This window comes from Neobacillus niacini (assembly GCF_030817595.1).
Classification (GTDB): domain Bacteria; phylum Bacillota; class Bacilli; order Bacillales; family Cytobacillaceae; genus Neobacillus; species Neobacillus niacini_G.
Genome location: NZ_JAUSZN010000001.1, coordinates 4,877,064 through 4,893,743 on the forward strand (window position 1 = coordinate 4,877,064; position 16,680 = coordinate 4,893,743).

Consider the following 16,680-nt stretch of genomic DNA (forward strand, 5'->3'; position numbering starts at 1 on the left):
ATTCGGATAATAGGGAGACATTTTACGAGCATTGCAATTATAGAATTAAAGTTGTCTAGATTGCTCGTGTTTTGTACCAGGGTGCTAAGCATTGTATTACAAGTCGTGTGATCGAAGGTCTGCGATACGTAATGATGTTTTTGACCATAGATAATGATAGCTATTAATGAGAGGAGGAAACGTTGTATGAAAATGAAAAATACGTTATTAGGTTTATCGGTCTTTTGTATGATGATTCCAAGCTTTACAGAACCTGCAGAGGCTAAGAGTAATGCAGTTAAACAAGAAACGAATAGTATTGTAGCAGATTGGAAGTTTTCAAAAGATCATGTGAAAAGTGGGACGATTGAAAATGGGAATATCATTATTGAAGATGCAAGTAAAAATGGGAATGACCTAGAATTAGTGACGGTGGGTGATTCATCTTCACCAGACTTGGAAGGGTTGATAAAATGGTCTGAAGAAGATTATTATAATCTAGCAAATGTAGAAAGTTTAGAATTCGCTAATTATAAAAATGCTCCTGCGGGAAGATATTTAAAAACAACGAATGGTGCACCGATTAATTCCGAGAAGTTTGATAACGGGTTTACCGTCGAAGCCATTTTCAAATTGCCCAGTAATTTTAATAGTAGATTACATAGTTGGATGGGAATTTTAACAAGACAAGGGCAGGCCGCCGATCTTAATAAAATAGAAGGTGAGAAAGAAATCCTGACTACGTTATCTGTATCCAATGATAAAGAAATTCAGTGGACAAGTCATCCATCTAACTTAAACTATAATGTGACGAACTGGTCTCGTTCATTAAATACAGATGAATGGTATCATTTGGCGGTTGTGAATGATGGGCAAACGACGACTTTAACTGTGAATGGCGTTAGCGATTACGGGAAATCAATAGAGGTCAAAGGCATAGCTTCTATAGGAGGAAAAGGCTGGAACATTGGTGCTTCTGAGTGGGGAAATGAATTAGATGCATTATTTGCAGGGAACATCCAAGAAATACGAATTGCTAATAAGGCTTTGACTAAAATGGAATGGCTTGTTCAAGATGCTCGTGATAAACAACCAGTTGAAGGAACAAACGATGAAATACCATTCCTGACAAATAAAAATAATTATAATTTTCTTTTTGTTCCAGATACACAAAAATACTCAAATATGAATCCTGAGATATTTACTAGCCAAATGAATTGGATTGCTAAAAACACCAAGAAGAACAATATTGTCATGAATGCATTTGTTGGAGATATCGTCGATGGGAATGCTGAAGAGCAATGGAAAAATTCCCTTGAAGCCATTTCTTATTTAGATAAAAAGGAAACCCCTTACATTATGGCAGCTGGAAATCATGATTATGCAGCTGGAGACCCTTTCTTAACCTATTATGGTCCACAACGCTTTGCGAATAAAGACTACTATAAAGGATCTTCTCCTTCGGGGTATGGGTCTTACTCAATAGTAAAAGCAGGCAGCTATGAATACTTATTCTTAATTGTAGATATGAAAAATCTCCAAGCAGATATAGAATGGTCAAAAAATGTCTTAAATCAACACAAAGACAAACCAACAATCATCGTTTCTCATGATGTGATTTATCCTGAGACGGTTGATCAAAAAACCGTTGCGGTTGAGTCGGATAGGGGCCAGATAATCTGGAATGAACTTGTGAATGAACACAATCAAGTATTTATGACGGTGAATGGACATTATTTTGGAATCGTCCATCAGGTCAAACAGAACTCTGCAGGGAACGATGTTATTCAAATGCTAGTAAACTATCAAGCAGATTATCGAGGGGGAAATGGCTGGCTGAGACTTGTTGAATTTGATGAAGCTAAAAACAAACTCTTTTTCCGTACCTATTCACCATTTGTAGATGAAATGTCAAAGAAAGAAAGAACGTATGTTGATTTAAAATATTTAACAAATGAATACAACTTATTTGAATTAGATTTAAATTTTAAAAAGAGATTTAATCTGAATAAATAAAAAAGGGGAGGATTGAAATAATGGGGAGTAAACTAAAGACTTTTATTTGCGGTTCGATTGCTGCGTTCACTCTGTCACACGGAATCATGACAGTATCAGCAAAGTCTACAGATTCTCACAAGGATGCTGGTAAATGGATGTCTGGCGAGTATCATGTCCATACTATACAGTCGAGTGATGCGTCAGAGCCTTTTATGAAGCTGGAAACTATATTGAATGCGGCCTTCCGTGAGAATATTAACCAAATGCCCGCTGAAACGGTGATAAAAGTACCTTACGGCAAGCCTTTTGACTATATAATGCTGGCCGATCATTTGCGTAATTCTCCTAGAGATCCGGATGGTAATGAAAAACCTACTGCACGTTGGGAAGCCATTCAAGATCAGATGACCAAAATCCGTTCACTACAAGCTGCTGGAAAATACACTGGCAAGTTGATCTATCCTGGTTTTGAGTGGGATATGATGGATTTAGATCACGCATCAGTCGCTATTATTGATTCCAAAAGTGATGCCGTACCAATTGATGGGATTCGTCAGTTTGAATGGTTATACAGCTATGATACAAGTACAGATAGATTTAAATCGAACGAAGCTGATATATGGGGAGACAGACCAGATAGGGATAAGCTAAAATCAGATAAAAGTAAAACCTTTGAAGCAATTAAATGGTTAAAGGACAACTATCCTGATAGTTATGTATTGCCGAATCATCCGTCCAGGCACAATGGGGGCGGCGGAGAAGTTACTATAGAAGATCTTCGTAAGATGAATGACATTGCTCCAGAAATTGTCTTTGGCATGGAAGGAATGCCAGGAAATCACATGGCCGCCAGCTTTAATCGATCTGAGTTGTCTGATATATACGGTGGTGTGGATGTGATGGTGGCTCAGGTAGGAGGTGCATGGGATGCAATGCTTGGAGAAGGGCGACATTTCTGGAATTTTACCAATTCGGATTTCCACTTCAAAGTAAGTAGCAATCGAAAATACTCAAGCGGTTACTGGCCTAGCGAATATCAAAGAAACTATACTTGGGTCAAGGGCAATGAGTTCAAGGATGTCGTAGAGGGCATGCGTTCAGGTAAATCCTTCAGTGTATATGGCGATCTGATAAATGCACTGGAATTCAATTTGAAAGGAAATAAAAAGCAAGCGGAGATGGGTGAAGATTTGCAAGTGTCTAAGGGCGATCAAACGACTATTACCATTCGCTTTAAAAGTCCAGGGTACAATAACTACGCACCAATTACCGCTCATGACATTTCCGTTACGAACAAGGTCCAGGTTGATCATATAGATTTAATTTCTGGTGAGGTAACTGGCAAGATCGACAAGAGCCAATATGCCAGCAATACGACGAACGATACGACTAAAGTTGTCAAGCGCTTTACGAAGAAAGACTGGGGAAAACCGGATAAAGATGGCTTTTATACCATCACTTACAAAGTAAAGGCTGATACGGACAGATATTATCGCCTGCGAGGTACTAACCTTGGTACTGATGTGGAAGGTTATATGAGTAATGGTGAGCCCCTGAAGGATCAATCTTTTGACTATGAAGGGACTCCTACACCGGAGCAAAATGAAGAGCGTTTCAACAAAATTAATGACCGGAATTACACCAGCATGTGGTTTTATTCCAATCCGATCTTTGTAAATGTTACTGGGTCAGACACCCATAAAGCTTTAAAACCGTAAAACACGATTGAATTAGAGATGGGAGAACGTGCATCCAATGATTCATTTAGGGATAATGCAGCTGCCCCATATTTAGGGGTCAGTCCCCCTCCTCGTTAATGAAGTGAGGGCTGACCCAAAGTGTCTATTAAGCCTGGAACGGGAATTGTAAATAAGAGCTATCTGTGAGAAATATATTACCATTATTTAAATCCCTTAGGAAAATGATATTTTGTTTCTTAAGGGATTTGTTTTTTTTAATAAGGTTGATAGTCAAAAGTACAAGAGTAAGTTTCACCTTGGCAAATAGGAGGATTTGAATGACAGAGAGCTATTATAGCTTCGAAACTAGATATTTAAGCTCCCTTACAAAAGTATTTGCTGATGAGGAGTTAACTTCCCCTTCATTTAATTATGCAACTTGTTTGCAGAATGAGGTTTTTTCCTTTCAAATTGCTTATAAATTTGTTGGAGAACCTATAAAAAATCTAACTGTAGATGTGCAATCAGATTTCCAAGTTCCGGTTCGAGTTCGAAGCGTGGGGCTTGTTCCATCGGAATACCCAAGCTTTTATGATCATGATGACCATGGTAAAGTCAAGGATCAATATATTCCTTATTTAAAACCTCAGGAATGTGGAAATAAAACGGAGGTAAGATGGGCCGCCATTACGAACAATGAAGGAATCGGTCTAATGATTAACGGGCTGCCTACCGTTGAAGTGAATGCTTTGCCATATACCCCGCATGAGATTGAGCAGCATGACCACGGGTATAAATTACCGGAAATCGATAAAGTCACTTTACGAATCAATTATAAGCAAATGGGTGTCGGCGGAGATGATAGCTGGGGGGCAAAAACTCATCCGGAATTTACCCTTTATGCGAACAGAACGTATACCTATTGCTTTACATTAAAAGGGATTGAAATGAAGTGATAGGAAAAATGACAGGAAGAGCAAAATGCTTCCTGTCCCATTTTTATTGGCAAGTCTAACAATCTACTTAAAGGATTTGGTAAAACTTTAAGAATTTAAGAGGAATTAATATACATGGTCAATATATACATATGATTGCAAAGATTTCAGAGACGTTCCTTACTTAGAATCGACTACAGTTTATGATGAGGAAAACGAACCGTTGCCACATTCCAATGGTAATGGCAAGTCCGAAAATGGCGGGGTGTCAACAGTACTTCCTAAGTTATCTTGGAATATAATCGTATTGGTAAAAACGTAAGTAAATATATGCTCGTTAAAATCCACTTAAATAGGTGTTTTTTTAACTTCTAAAAATATATGTTTTTGGGTGGGGAAACTTTGTTGAAAAATGAGAGAGTGGTGTAAATCTAAACTCTCTTGACTATAGCATGTGTGTTTGAGTTTTTTTAAATAGTCGGGTTCTGTCCTAGCTTAATGATTGTCCTTCTTGTAGTATGGTAATATGCTTTATTCACAACCAGATATAGGAGGAGAAGAGTTGTATAAATTAGTCGCAATCGATATTGATGGAACGCTGATGAATGATCGAAAGGAAATTACAAAAGAGGTAAATGACGCCATTCAGGCTGCTAAAGCAAAAGGGGTAAGAGTGGTAATCTGTACGGGGAGACCGATCGTTGGTGTCCAATCAATTATTGAGGAATTGAAATTAAATGATGAGGATGACTATGTAATTACCTTTAATGGTGCCCTTGTGCAAAATACTTACACCAAGGATGTAGAATCCCAAATCACTTTAACCTATGAAAACCTAGAAGAAATATACGAATTAAGTCAAAAGATTAATTCACCGCTCCATTTCTTTGATACAGAAAATCTTTATACACCAAATCGAGACATAAGCCGATACACGATCCATGAAGCTCATATCAATGGAATTTCTCTCCATTATCGGACAATTGAAGAAGTACCGAAGGACATGCTTATACCCAAAGTGATGTTTATTGATGAACCGGACCGTTTGAATCAAAACATGGCAAACATACCTGAATCATTCTGGGAAAAGTATACCTTCGTAAAAAGCACTCCGTTCTTTTTAGAAATCCTTGACCCACGTGTCAGCAAGGGAAATGCAGTCAAACAACTGGCTGAAAAACTTTCAATTAAACAGGAAGAGGTCATCTGCATTGGGGATGGCGAGAATGATCTTAGTATGATTGAGTATGCTGGCTGTGGAGTGGCAATGGCTAATGCAGTATCAGTTGTAAAAGAAGTGGCTAAGTTCCATACATTATCTAATAATGAAAATGGAGTTGCCTATGCGATTGAAAAATTAATATTAGAAACCAAGTAGTCAACAGAAATAATTTGATTTTAATAACATAATAAACCTATTTTTTTATCTAGACGGGCTCCATTTTGCCCTTCCTTGTATATGATATCGTGTATTGGCATCTAGGCTCAATGCAAATGAAAGGAAGTGTTACAATGGATAATATGATTCCGTCACATACTATGGGGGCGAATGTACTTCCCCAGCCTCAAATGCATTATGGCTATGCGGCTCCTTGTGTTCAAACACGCGGATGCGACAGTTTTATCATTATAATCGTGTTGTTTATTTTATTGATCATTATTGGTGCTTTTGTTTTCTGTGATTAAATGCGGGACCAATTTACGGTTTTTCTTAAATAAGCTTATTCAGGATACGAATGAAGGGAGACGAATGAAATCGTCTCCCTTCAATTATTTTGTCTGATAAAGAATTACATACTTAAATTAATGGATCACTGTGTGGTCAGTTGCTGCTTATTAATGAACTGCCACAAAACGTTTTCGATTCTTTAATTGATAGAAAATAGCAACTGCCCATAATCCGATAATGAGAACGTAAGCCAGCGTCGCTAAAGAAACTGGTAATCCAACAGTTTTAATGATGGTCATTGAGTTGGTAAGGATAATAAATCCGCCCACTAACACTCCTAACAGATACGAAGGAACGATTCTTACAAGCCAAGCGGCTATAGGTGCCGCAATCACTCCGCCAATCATAAACGCGATGACCCATTGCCATTGGTACTGATCCACCCCTAGGAACAAGATGAAGCCTAAAGTTGCTGATACGGCAATGGCAAATTCACTTGTATCTACTGTGCCAATGACTTTTTTAGGGGAAATCCCATTTTTTGCAATTAGTACGGGAGCGGTGATAGGTCCCCATCCTCCGCCGCCAACGGCATCAAAGAAGCCGCCAACCATACCAAGTGGTGTTAAGAATTTACTTGAAATGGGTGAACCTTGATTCTTAGAAGAATGATTGAAAAATAGAAATCGGATTAGAATGTACAATCCTAAAACGATTAAAAATACGGAGATAAACGGTTTGAGCTTATCCCCAGGCAGACTGCTTAGAAAAGCTGCCCCTATAAATGCACTAATTGCACCAGGGATGGTTAGTCTCCATAGAATTCTTTTATCAACATTTTTAAACCATAGATGTGAAGCACCAGATGCTGCAGTGGTTGCAATTTCAGCCATATGAATCGAAGCAGAAGCAGCTGCTGGTGCTATCCCGAACATTAAAAGTAATGAGGAGGATGTGGCACCAAATCCCATTCCCAAAGACCCATCAACTAGTTGGGCCAAAAACCCAATTACAGAAAAAATAATTAATTTATTCATCCTCGACCTCCTCAAAACCAAGTAATCTTATATGGATTATAAGTTATGGTTGAAATTTTGTAAATATTTATTTTTTGAACATTTTTATAAGTTATATTAAGTAGATTTGAAAGGAGAAACAGACGGGAAAAGCTACTGTTTCAACTTTTGAATACAGTGGCCTCTTTTTGTAATCAGAATCTATTAAAATGTAATGGATTACATTTTAATAGAATGTAGAATCAATCGAGGGAGTCAGCTGGTTTATTTTAGTGAAAATTATGTATTGACAGATTATTTGGAAAACATTACTATAAAAATGTAATCGATTTCATTATTAACCCTTTCATGAAATCAAAGAAAGAAGGACAGGAAGATGGCAAACATCCAGCAGGTAGCGAAACAGGCAGGAGTTTCTGTTGCAACCGTATCGAGAGTACTAAACGGACAAAATACCGTATCCGTAAAAACACGAATGAAAGTCGAAGAGGCTATAAAGAAATTAAATTATGAACCAAGTCTTCTTGGGAGAAACTTAAGAACTTCAGAAAGCCGGCTTCTCTTAATCTTAATTCCAACCATCTCTAATCCATTTTATTTAGAAATTATTAAAGGAATTGAACAGGTTGCGATTAGTCAAAATTATAACATTCTCCTTTGTGAAACCGATTCTAACCCTCAAAAGGAGAATATATACTTCGACCTAGTCCGAAAGAAGATGGCAGATGGAATTATTACGATGGATCCGGCAGTTAATGTTGAAACACTGAAAAAGTTAGCAGAGAATTATGCGGTTATTCAATGCAGCGAATATGAAGAATGCACGGGAATCCCGTATGTAACCATTGATAACGAGGAAGCATCTTACCGGGCAGTCAAGCATCTAATTCAAATCGGACACCACAAAATTGCGCTTATGAATGCCGATGAAAAGTATTTATTTGCCCGCCAGCGAAAAATGGGTTACAAACGTGCATTAGAAGAGAATGGAATCACCTTGAGAAACGAATATATCATCTCTACCTCAAATTTAGGATTTGAAAATGGACAGTATGCTATGAAAAAAATCTTGAATTTACAAGACCGGCCAACAGCTGTGTTCGCCGTCTCCGATTTATTGGCCATTGGGGCGCTCAAAGAAATCAATATTGCTGGTTTGCATGTACCCAATGATATTGCCGTCGTAGGCTTTGATAAGATTGATTTTTCAAATATGACAAACCCGACTCTTACCACCATCGCTCAACCGATGCGCAAAATGGGAAACGTTGCAGCGAGAATGTTGATTGAAAAAATAAAAGGCGAAGAAGTGGAAAGTATCATATTGGATCACGAATTAGTCATACGAGAGTCTACATCAAGATAAATGCGCTAAGATTAGCGCTCTGCTATTAATACTTTAATAGTAGACCGCTGACCTTAGATGTGAATGTAATCGATTACAGTACATATCGGGAGAGCCTTTTAAAAAAACAAAGGGGTGAAGGGTTTGAAGAAATTATTAGTATTCATGTTGTCTTTGGTAACAATGTTTGGTTTGGTAGCTTGTAACAGCGAAACAGGAGGTTCCGAGGGTGGTAAAGAGGATGACACATTAAAAATCGGAATTTCTTTACCATCTGCCACACATGGTTGGATGGGAGCATTAATTGATAGTGCTGAAAAGCAAGCAAAGGCACTGAAAGAAAGTGACGGCATTGAGTATGTGATGACAAATGCGGCTGATCCAAATAAACAAGCAAATGACGTGGATGATTTAATCGCTCAAGATGTGGATGTTATCGTCATGCTTCCAATTGAGTCTGCAGCACTTTCTCCAGTAGGGCAAAAAATTAAAGATGCAGGGATTCCTTTAGTCATTGTTGACCGTGAGCTTGAAAATGATGCAGCCACTGTGGTTGTAAAAGGGGACAACGAAGGAATCGGTGTAAATGCTGGTAAATACTTTGTAGAAAAGTTAAATGGTAAAGGAAAAGTCGTTGAAATCACTGGTCCACCAAGTTCCGTTACTGAACAACGTGGAGCGGGCTTTAAAGAAGCAATGGAAAACTCCGATATTGAGATTATCGCTTCACAAAGTGGTGATTTTTCAACGGAAAAATCATTAGAAGTTATGCAAAATATCCTGCAAGCGCACCCTGAAATTGACGCGGTGTTCACACAGGATGATGGAATGGCTCTTGGTGTACTCCAAGCGATTAAAGAAGCTGGACGTAAGGATATTCAATTCGTCACAGGTGCTGGCGGAGGTAAGGCTGTATTTGAAGACATGAAAAAAGATGGCTTAATTACAGCAACATTCTTATACTCTCCAACAATGGTTGAGGACGCGGTTAAAATCGCAGCAGACATTGCGAAAGGGAATAAACCAGCAGAATCAATGGTCGTAAAAGAAGCTACTCAAGTGACAAAAGATAACGTGGATGAGTTCTATGATCCAGAATCAAAATTCTAAATAATTGGTGGAGATACAGGCAGTGTATCTCCACTTTTCCTAAAAAGGTGGGATGAAGAGCATGACTACAAGTCCTTTTTTGACAATGAATAACATTGAAAAAGCATTTAACGGTGTACCTGTATTGAAAAAAGTATCGCTTACCGTCACGGAGGGCGAGATTCACGCTTTGCTGGGCGAAAATGGGGCCGGAAAATCTACGCTGATGAACATTTTAGGTGGTGTTCATCAACCCGACCATGGCTCGATTCAGATAAATGGTCTGGATGTAAAAATGTCTAATCCAAGAGTATCACAGGAGCAGGGAGTCAGCTTTATCCATCAAGAGCTGAATGTCGTAGCTGATCTCAGAGTCTATGAAAATATGTTTTTAGGTTCCGAGCTTCGAAGTAAACTGGGTTTTTTAAAAGTAGAAGAGATGTGCCGGCAAACGAGTGAAATTTTATCCAAGCTTGGTGTGGATATCAATCCGAAGGAATATGTTAGAAATCTAGAAACCTCTTATAAACAATTAATTGAGATTTCAAAGGCGCTGCTACATAAATCGAAACTGATTATTATGGACGAACCGACAACCTCGTTAGCGGAACATGAAGTCAAACGTTTATTCGTGTTAATGAGGAACCTAAAGAAATCAGGCGTGTCCATCATTTATATTTCTCATAAGTTAAAGGAAATCAAGGAAATTTGCGACACTTATACGGTGTTGCGTGACGGAGAACTAGTGGGGACTGGCAGTATTGAAAATGAAAATTTAGATACGATTACAAAACTTATGGTGGGTAAATCGATTTCTCAAGAGCGTTTAGTTCAAAGGCATTCGTTTGGGCCTGTCGTGTTAGAAGTGAATGACTTAAGTAGTCAAGGATTATATAAAAATATTACCTTCACCCTCAGGAAAGGTGAAATATTAGGCTTTACCGGCTTAGCTGGTGATGGTCGAACAGAGCTTTTTGAAAGCTTATTTGGATACCGGAAAAAATACACTGGTCAAATCAAGATTAATAACCAGCTGGTAAAAATAGATCACCCACGAAAAGCGTTAGAAGCAGGACTGGCACTTGTTCCGAAGGATCGGAAAGAAAATGCCATCATCAAGGATTTAAGCGTTATTCATAATATGAGTTTATCGTCAATCGGACATTTTGAAAAAGCTGGTTTTATCCAAGAGAAGAAAGAGAAGGACAGATTCCACTACTATAAGGAAAAGCTTAACATTAAAGTTCATAACCCCCGGATTACCATCGATAAGTTAAGCGGTGGTAACCAACAAAAAGTCATTATTGCTAAATGGCTTGAGGTAGATACAGATATTATTATTTTTGATAATCCAACACAAGGGATTGACGTTGGGGCGAAGCACGAGATATATCAGCAAATTGTGTCACTAGCCGAACAAGGAAAAGCCGTGATTATCTTATCCTCAGAGGCACTAGAGGTACAAAAGGTTTGTCATCACATCTATTGTCTTTACCAAGGGGAAATCACAGCACGGCTTAAGGGAGAACAAGCAACAGAAGATGAAATTATGAGTTATGCAACAGGTTCTAAAAGGGAGGCCGAAAAAATTGGCTAATGTTAATACAATCAAACAACCAAATCCGCAAACCTCATCAACAAAAAGTCGCCTCTCTTGGCTATGGTCCGAGTATAGCGTCATTATTGCTTTCTTAGTTATTTTTATTGCGGCATCAGTAATGAATCCTAGATTCCTAGATATCAATAACCAACTGAATATCTTAATGCAAGTTTCCATCATTGGCATTGTGGCTTTAGGTATGACGGTTGTAATGCTTTCTGGCGGGATTGACTTATCGGTGGGATCGGTGCTGGTATTCGTCGGTGTCATTTCCGTTTTAGCAATGAATGCTACAGGTAGTATTTTCGTTGCCATCTTAACGGCTTTGGTAGTAGGTTCCTTCGCAGGATTTTTAAATGGATTAATGGTGGCTAAAGGTAGAATTGCTTCGTTTATAGCGACATTAGGGATGATGGCTGCAGCAAGATCGATCGCCTTATATATTGCAGAAGGCGGCAGTATTTCAGGAGAGGTTTCAGGTTTCACAGCGATTGCGAATAGTAACCTCTGGATTTTTGATTTTCCAGTCATTATTTTCTTTGTTATGACAGCACTTGTTTATGTATTAATGCATAAAACTCGGTTCGGGCGATATGTCTATGCCCTTGGCAGTAATGAGAAAGCGGCACTTCTTTCAGCTATCCGAGTTGATCGTGTGAAAATTGGTATCTATAGCTTGGTAGGATTACTTGTGAGTGTAGCAGCTATCATTGAAACGTCTCGATTAAACTCGATTTCTTCTTCAAGTTCAGGCGTTCAATATGAACTAGATGCGATTGCTGCCGTTATCATTGGCGGTACAAGAATGACAGGTGGTCGTGGTAAGATCATGGGTACCTTTTTTGGGGTACTAATCTTAGGTATTCTGAACAACATGATGAACTTAATGAACGTTTCTCCACACCTCCAAGGATTTGTTAAGGGATTAATCATCATCATTGCAGTAGTATTCCAAAAGAGAGAGTAGGAGGGAATGCATTGGGTATTAAAGTAGGAATTATTGGTTGTGGTACGATTACTAAAGTACGCCATGCCCCCGAATACAAAGCAAATCCCTATGTGGATGAAATCATTTTTTTCGATCGGAATTTAGAACGTGCAACTGCACTTGCGAACGAGTTCGGTGGACGTGTAGCTCAAACAGTTGAAGAATTACTGACCGATCCAACGGTAGAAGTCATCAGTGATTGCTCTTCTAACGAATTTCATCATGTTTTTTCAACCAAGGCATTACTCAGTGGAAAGCATGTTTTATGTGAAAAACCTATTTCTTTAACGGTTGAGCATGCAAATGAAATTGTCGAAGCTCAAATGAAATCTGGGAAAAAATTAATGGTGGATCATAATCAGCGATTTACGCGTGCCCATCAAAAGGCGAAAGAAATCATTAAAAATGAAGAGCTCGGGAAAGTCCTTACCTTTCGAACCACATTTGGACACTCTGGACCAGAACAATGGAGTGTCAATAAATCAAACTCTACCTGGTTTTTTAAAAAGGATCGTTCCAGTCTTGGTGTGGCGGGAGATTTAGGGATTCATAAGGTTGATCTGCTGCATTATTTATTAGATGATGAAATCGAGAAAGTTAGTGCCTTTCAAGGTGCTCTCGATAAAGTAAATGAACATGGTGAACCCATTGAAGTATGCGACAACATTGTATGTAGTTTAAAGACGAAAAAAGGTCGTCTTGGTACGGCTTCCTTTTCTTGGACCTATTATGGAGAAGAAGATAATAGTACCATCATTTATTGTGAAAAAGGTATTTTAAAAATTTATCATAGTGATCAATACCAATTAGAAGTTATCCATAAAAATGGCGAGAAGGTTTATTACAAACTAGAAAGCATCCAAACGAACGATAATCAAACAAATAGTGGTGTTATCGATGCTTTTATTGATTGCATTCGTCATGAGCAGGAACCCATTGTGACCGGAAATGATGCCCTTTCCTCACTAAAAGTGATTCTAGGGATTATGGAAGCAGCCGAAAAAGGTAGTGTTATTACGATTTAACTAAATAACTGACGAGAAAAAGCCACTGTTTCAGCATTTGAACACAGTGGCTTTTTTGCGAGCAAGAGAGCAATGGGGACCGTTCTTGTTGCTGCCTGTGAACCGTACCCTGGTTTCAGAACTAGCCCAAGGATTTTTTAGTTGAAAATAATTCTCAATTAGCTATTGACATAATTTATCTGAAAATATAACATATTTATTGTGATAATGATAATCATTTTCAGTTAAATAACACTAAGGGGAGCTGATATCAAGAGTTAACTGGCGATAACGAAAGATGTTTCAAATATGCTAGAGCGTTCTACTGTACATATTTTTTATAAAAGGAGACAAAAAGGATGAAAAAATTACGTTTAATTGCTCTTATGTTCGCATTGATTTTCTTATTAGCTGCGTGCGGAAGCGCGGAGGAAACGAGCAAATCTTCAGGCACTGAAGGAGAAAAAACAGAAGAAGTAGCAAAAGAAGTTAAAATCAAACACGAATATGGAGAAGTTACGATTGAAAAGAACCCTGAGAAAGTAGTTGTATTTGATTTTGGTGTACTTGATGCATTAGATACATTAGGTGTAGAAATAACGGGTCTTCCACAAGCCATCGTTCCTAAGACGTTAGAGAAGTACGCAGGTTCTGAATATACCAACGTTGGGAGCTTAAAAGAACCTGATTTTGAAGCGCTGCATGAATTACAGCCAGATGTTATTTTCATTTCAGCAAGACAAGCGGAGTTATATGATCAATTTGCAGAAATAGCTCCAACGGTTTTTGTAGAAGTAGATTATGCAAACTACATGGCCTCGCTTGAAAGGAATTTCAAACTCTTAGCTGAAATCTTTGAAAAGGAAGATGTACTTGATACAAAAATGAAGGAGCTAACAGCAAGTATTGATGAACTAAACAAAGAAGCCTCCGCCTCTGACAGCAAAGCATTAATTTTATTAGCGAACGAGGGAAAAGTAAGTGCATTTGGTCCAGCATCTCGCTACGGTTTTGTACATGATGTGTTTGGTTTCAAAGCAGTAGACGAAAACCTTGAAATTTCACAGCACGGTCAAAGTGTCTCGTTTGAATATATTTTAGAAAAAAATCCTGATGTTCTATTTGTTATCGACCGTTCTGCCGCTATTGGTGGAGAAGTAGGAGCGAAAGATACCATTGAAAATGAATTAGTACAGAAAACAAATGCATATAAAAATGGAAAGATTATCTACCTAGATGCAGTAAACTGGTACATTGCAGGGAATGGGATTGCTTCAACACAATCCATGGTAGAAGAAGTGAAAGCGGCTTTAGAATAGGTAGAACTTACCGGTTGGGGGATCAGGTTAAGCAACAGAGATGATAAATAGACGGAGAAATTCCGCTTAATTTGAAAATATTATCAAAAAAAGCTCAAATAGACGGAGAGATTCCGCCTATTGACTTGAAAAATTCAAAAAGGGGAGATTTTGCTTTGAATAAGCGGAAAATCTCCCCTTATATACCCCGAAACGAGCTCCATTCTGCATTTAACCGGAAAATCTCCGCTTATTCTACTTTTGCTGGTTACTCGATTAAGGACAAGACATCTTATTTAAAAAGGAGTGAGTTTAATCTTTTTATCATTGATATAACATCCAACCGCCAGGCACCATCTAGGTAATGTCCAAAACGATTTAGCACGTAAAAAGGAAACTCGGCACTTAAAATTAAAATTTGGAACGTAAGTCCTGATACCGTATTGAGTATTAGGACTTCTTCATTAATTTCATTCCAAATGTTAAGATTTCAAAATTATTTTTAAGAATAAATCCATAATTTTTTTTATGGTCAATGATAATATCATCCGCTAAATGGCTAATCACCAATGGGTCGATTAGGATTGTAATGGCTCCGACTTTAAAAATTTCCTCATTATTTACCTGCTCAACCTGAGCAAGTTCGTACATGTACGTGGCACCTCAACCAGTTGTTCGGATTTCATTAATCTTAATGGTAGGCTCTTCATCCAGTACATTTATCAGCTGTTGCTTTGCGTCGATCGTAATAGTTACTTCCATTTTTTCACCTCAAGGTAATTTTACCCTATCCTTAGCAAGTTAAACTAGAAATATTTATCCTAATTTTTCGAAGATTGATAGTTTCTATATATGTAGAGGAAGGATTCGATGTTGTTATTAGTACAAGTTCATAAAAATGAAATAATATGAAAATCACTGGAAATAACGAGTAAATTTCAGTTTTTTTACAAAAAATTGATGTTTAGTAGTATTAAAAATAAAATATTTTGAAAAAAACTGAAAAAATATGAAAAAAATTATTGAATATTTGGAATCATGCTGTTAAAGTATTAATCAGAAAGCGTTTTCTAAATTCAATTTTTGGAGTGGTTATCAATGAAGTTAGCAACAAGGATAAATTCGGTTCTTCCAACTGTTAATAATGATATTTTACAGGCAATTGATTTGGTTTCGAAAGTTGATGGTATCACATCTGTTGACCTTAATTTTCCGGAACACTTTGAAGAGTATACGGTCACTGAAGTTTCTAGCAAGTTGCAAGATACTGGGTTAGAAGTTAATGGACTAGCTTTAAGATTTCGCAATCATTTTATAAATGGAGAATTGGGAAATAGCAATATCGAAATTGCAGAGGACGCATTAAAGTTATGTTATCAAGCAGTAGATGCTTGTCGAGACCTTAATGGTAAGGTCATCACACTTTGGTTAGGATTTGATGGGTTTGATTATCCATTTCAAATGGACTACCCAAAGGTATGGAGTCAAGTGAAAGAGTATATAAGAAAATTTGCAGATTATGCTCCTGATTTACAGATTAGTATCGAATACAAGCCTTATCAAGAAAGATCTTATGCATTCATTGATAGTATCGGTCTTACCATGTTAATGGTTAATGAGATTGATAGAGAAAACGTTGGTGTAACGGTTGATTATTGTCACATGTTGATGAAAAGAGAAAATCCGGCATATGGTTTAAGCATTGCGACAGAGAGAAATAAGTTATTTGGCGTACATATTAATGATGGATATGGTCAGCATGATGATGGCCTAATGGTTGGAACGGTTTCATTCATGCAAACATTAGAATTTATGTATTACCTTAAGAAGGCTAATTATGATAGCGCTATTTATTTCGATACCTTTCCGGTAAGAGAAGAACCTTTAGCAGAGATTCAACAAAATGTACAAATGATTCAAGAAATTAATAGATTGATAGATTCTGTGGGGATGAGTTATATAGAGAATGTAATTAGTAAGAATAGTGCGATTGAAGCAAGGCAGCTATTTTTTCAATTTTTACAAAGTACGAACCCAACTGTAACAGCAAAATAATAATAGAAAGTAAATAGGAGGGTTA

General features: G+C 37.6%; 12 protein-coding genes and 2 pseudogenes. 12 read left to right on the forward strand and 2 right to left on the reverse strand.

Annotated features, from left to right (window positions below; genetic code table 11):
- Positions 1 to 186: 186 nt before the first annotated feature.
- The 5 genes and pseudogenes from QFZ31_RS23125 to QFZ31_RS23145 all read left to right on the forward strand — a co-directional run bounded on the left by QFZ31_RS23125 (position 187) and on the right by QFZ31_RS23145 (position 6,277).
- Positions 187 to 1,995 (forward strand): LamG-like jellyroll fold domain-containing protein, encoded by a 1,809-nt coding sequence (locus tag QFZ31_RS23125; RefSeq protein ID WP_307307403.1) that lies wholly within the window; start codon positions 187 to 189, stop codon positions 1,993 to 1,995.
- A 20-nt stretch (positions 1,996 to 2,015) separates the two neighbouring features.
- Entirely contained in the window at positions 2,016 to 3,695 is a 1,680-nt protein-coding gene (locus QFZ31_RS23130; protein ID WP_307307405.1) for an S-layer protein, read from the forward strand.
- 569 nt (positions 3,696 to 4,264) lie between these two features.
- Positions 4,265 to 4,612 (forward strand): annotated as a pseudogene (locus tag QFZ31_RS23135) (beta-galactosidase); the annotation flags it as partial.
- 541 nt (positions 4,613 to 5,153) lie between these two features.
- The gene (yidA, locus tag QFZ31_RS23140) at positions 5,154 to 5,969 is read left to right on the forward strand and encodes a sugar-phosphatase (protein WP_307307407.1); all 816 of its coding nucleotides are present in this window, start codon (positions 5,154 to 5,156) and stop codon (positions 5,967 to 5,969) included.
- Between the two features lie 191 nt (positions 5,970 to 6,160).
- The gene (locus QFZ31_RS23145; protein ID WP_307311758.1) at positions 6,161 to 6,277 is read left to right on the forward strand and encodes a YjcZ family sporulation protein; all 117 of its coding nucleotides are present in this window, start codon (positions 6,161 to 6,163) and stop codon (positions 6,275 to 6,277) included.
- A gap of 150 nt (positions 6,278 to 6,427) precedes the next feature.
- On the opposite strand, the gene QFZ31_RS23150 is transcribed toward QFZ31_RS23145, so the two are convergent.
- Positions 6,428 to 7,297, reverse strand: coding sequence for a sulfite exporter TauE/SafE family protein (locus tag QFZ31_RS23150; protein WP_307307409.1), 870 nt, complete (start codon positions 7,295 to 7,297; stop codon positions 6,428 to 6,430).
- Positions 7,298 to 7,649: 352 nt separating this feature from the next.
- On the opposite strand from QFZ31_RS23150, the pseudogene QFZ31_RS23155 reads away from it, so the two are divergent.
- The 6 genes and pseudogenes from QFZ31_RS23155 to QFZ31_RS23180 form a co-directional block, all read left to right on the forward strand.
- Positions 7,650 to 8,642, forward strand: a pseudogene (locus QFZ31_RS23155) (LacI family DNA-binding transcriptional regulator); the annotation flags it as partial.
- Positions 8,643 to 8,756: 114 nt separating this feature from the next.
- Positions 8,757 to 9,731 (forward strand): substrate-binding domain-containing protein, encoded by a 975-nt coding sequence (locus QFZ31_RS23160; protein ID WP_307307411.1) that lies wholly within the window; start codon positions 8,757 to 8,759, stop codon positions 9,729 to 9,731.
- Between the two features lie 61 nt (positions 9,732 to 9,792).
- Positions 9,793 to 11,307, forward strand: a complete 1,515-nt coding sequence (locus tag QFZ31_RS23165) for a sugar ABC transporter ATP-binding protein (RefSeq protein WP_307307414.1) — start codon at positions 9,793 to 9,795, stop codon at positions 11,305 to 11,307.
- Positions 11,300 to 12,277 carry an ABC transporter permease gene (locus QFZ31_RS23170; RefSeq protein WP_307307415.1) on the forward strand — a complete coding sequence of 326 codons (978 nt, stop codon included), beginning with the start codon at positions 11,300 to 11,302 and terminating at the stop codon, positions 12,275 to 12,277. The genes QFZ31_RS23165 and QFZ31_RS23170 overlap by 8 nt, the downstream gene beginning before the upstream one ends.
- Before the next feature lie 11 nt (positions 12,278 to 12,288).
- A complete protein-coding gene (locus tag QFZ31_RS23175) occupies positions 12,289 to 13,323 on the forward strand; it encodes a Gfo/Idh/MocA family protein (protein WP_307307417.1) in 1,035 nt (344 codons plus the stop codon).
- Between the two features lie 338 nt (positions 13,324 to 13,661).
- Complete coding sequence (locus tag QFZ31_RS23180; RefSeq protein ID WP_307307419.1) at positions 13,662 to 14,621, forward strand: siderophore ABC transporter substrate-binding protein; 960 nt, start codon at positions 13,662 to 13,664, stop codon at positions 14,619 to 14,621.
- 429 nt (positions 14,622 to 15,050) lie between these two features.
- On the opposite strand, the gene QFZ31_RS23185 is transcribed toward QFZ31_RS23180, so the two are convergent.
- Positions 15,051 to 15,251 carry a hypothetical protein gene (locus QFZ31_RS23185; protein ID WP_307307423.1) on the reverse strand — a complete coding sequence of 67 codons (201 nt, stop codon included), beginning with the start codon at positions 15,249 to 15,251 and terminating at the stop codon, positions 15,051 to 15,053.
- 447 nt (positions 15,252 to 15,698) lie between these two features.
- On the opposite strand from QFZ31_RS23185, the gene QFZ31_RS23190 reads away from it, so the two are divergent.
- Entirely contained in the window at positions 15,699 to 16,655 is a 957-nt protein-coding gene (locus QFZ31_RS23190; RefSeq protein WP_307307426.1) for a sugar phosphate isomerase/epimerase family protein, read from the forward strand.
- The last annotated feature ends 25 nt before the right edge of the window (positions 16,656 to 16,680 follow it).

Coding starts and splice junctions, on each gene's coding strand:
- QFZ31_RS23180 (WP_307307419.1), top strand. CDS start 13,662: ATGAAAAAATTACGTTTAATTGCTCTTATGTTCGCATTGATTTTCTTA.
- QFZ31_RS23145 (WP_307311758.1), top strand. CDS start 6,161: ATGCATTATGGCTATGCGGCTCCTTGTGTTCAAACACGCGGATGCGAC.
- QFZ31_RS23185 (WP_307307423.1), bottom strand. CDS start 15,251: ATGTACGAACTTGCTCAGGTTGAGCAGGTAAATAATGAGGAAATTTTT.
- QFZ31_RS23125 (WP_307307403.1), top strand. CDS start 187: ATGAAAATGAAAAATACGTTATTAGGTTTATCGGTCTTTTGTATGATG.
- QFZ31_RS23190 (WP_307307426.1), top strand. CDS start 15,699: ATGAAGTTAGCAACAAGGATAAATTCGGTTCTTCCAACTGTTAATAAT.
- QFZ31_RS23165 (WP_307307414.1), top strand. CDS start 9,793: ATGACTACAAGTCCTTTTTTGACAATGAATAACATTGAAAAAGCATTT.
- QFZ31_RS23150 (WP_307307409.1), bottom strand. CDS start 7,297: ATGAATAAATTAATTATTTTTTCTGTAATTGGGTTTTTGGCCCAACTA.
- QFZ31_RS23130 (WP_307307405.1), top strand. CDS start 2,016: ATGGGGAGTAAACTAAAGACTTTTATTTGCGGTTCGATTGCTGCGTTC.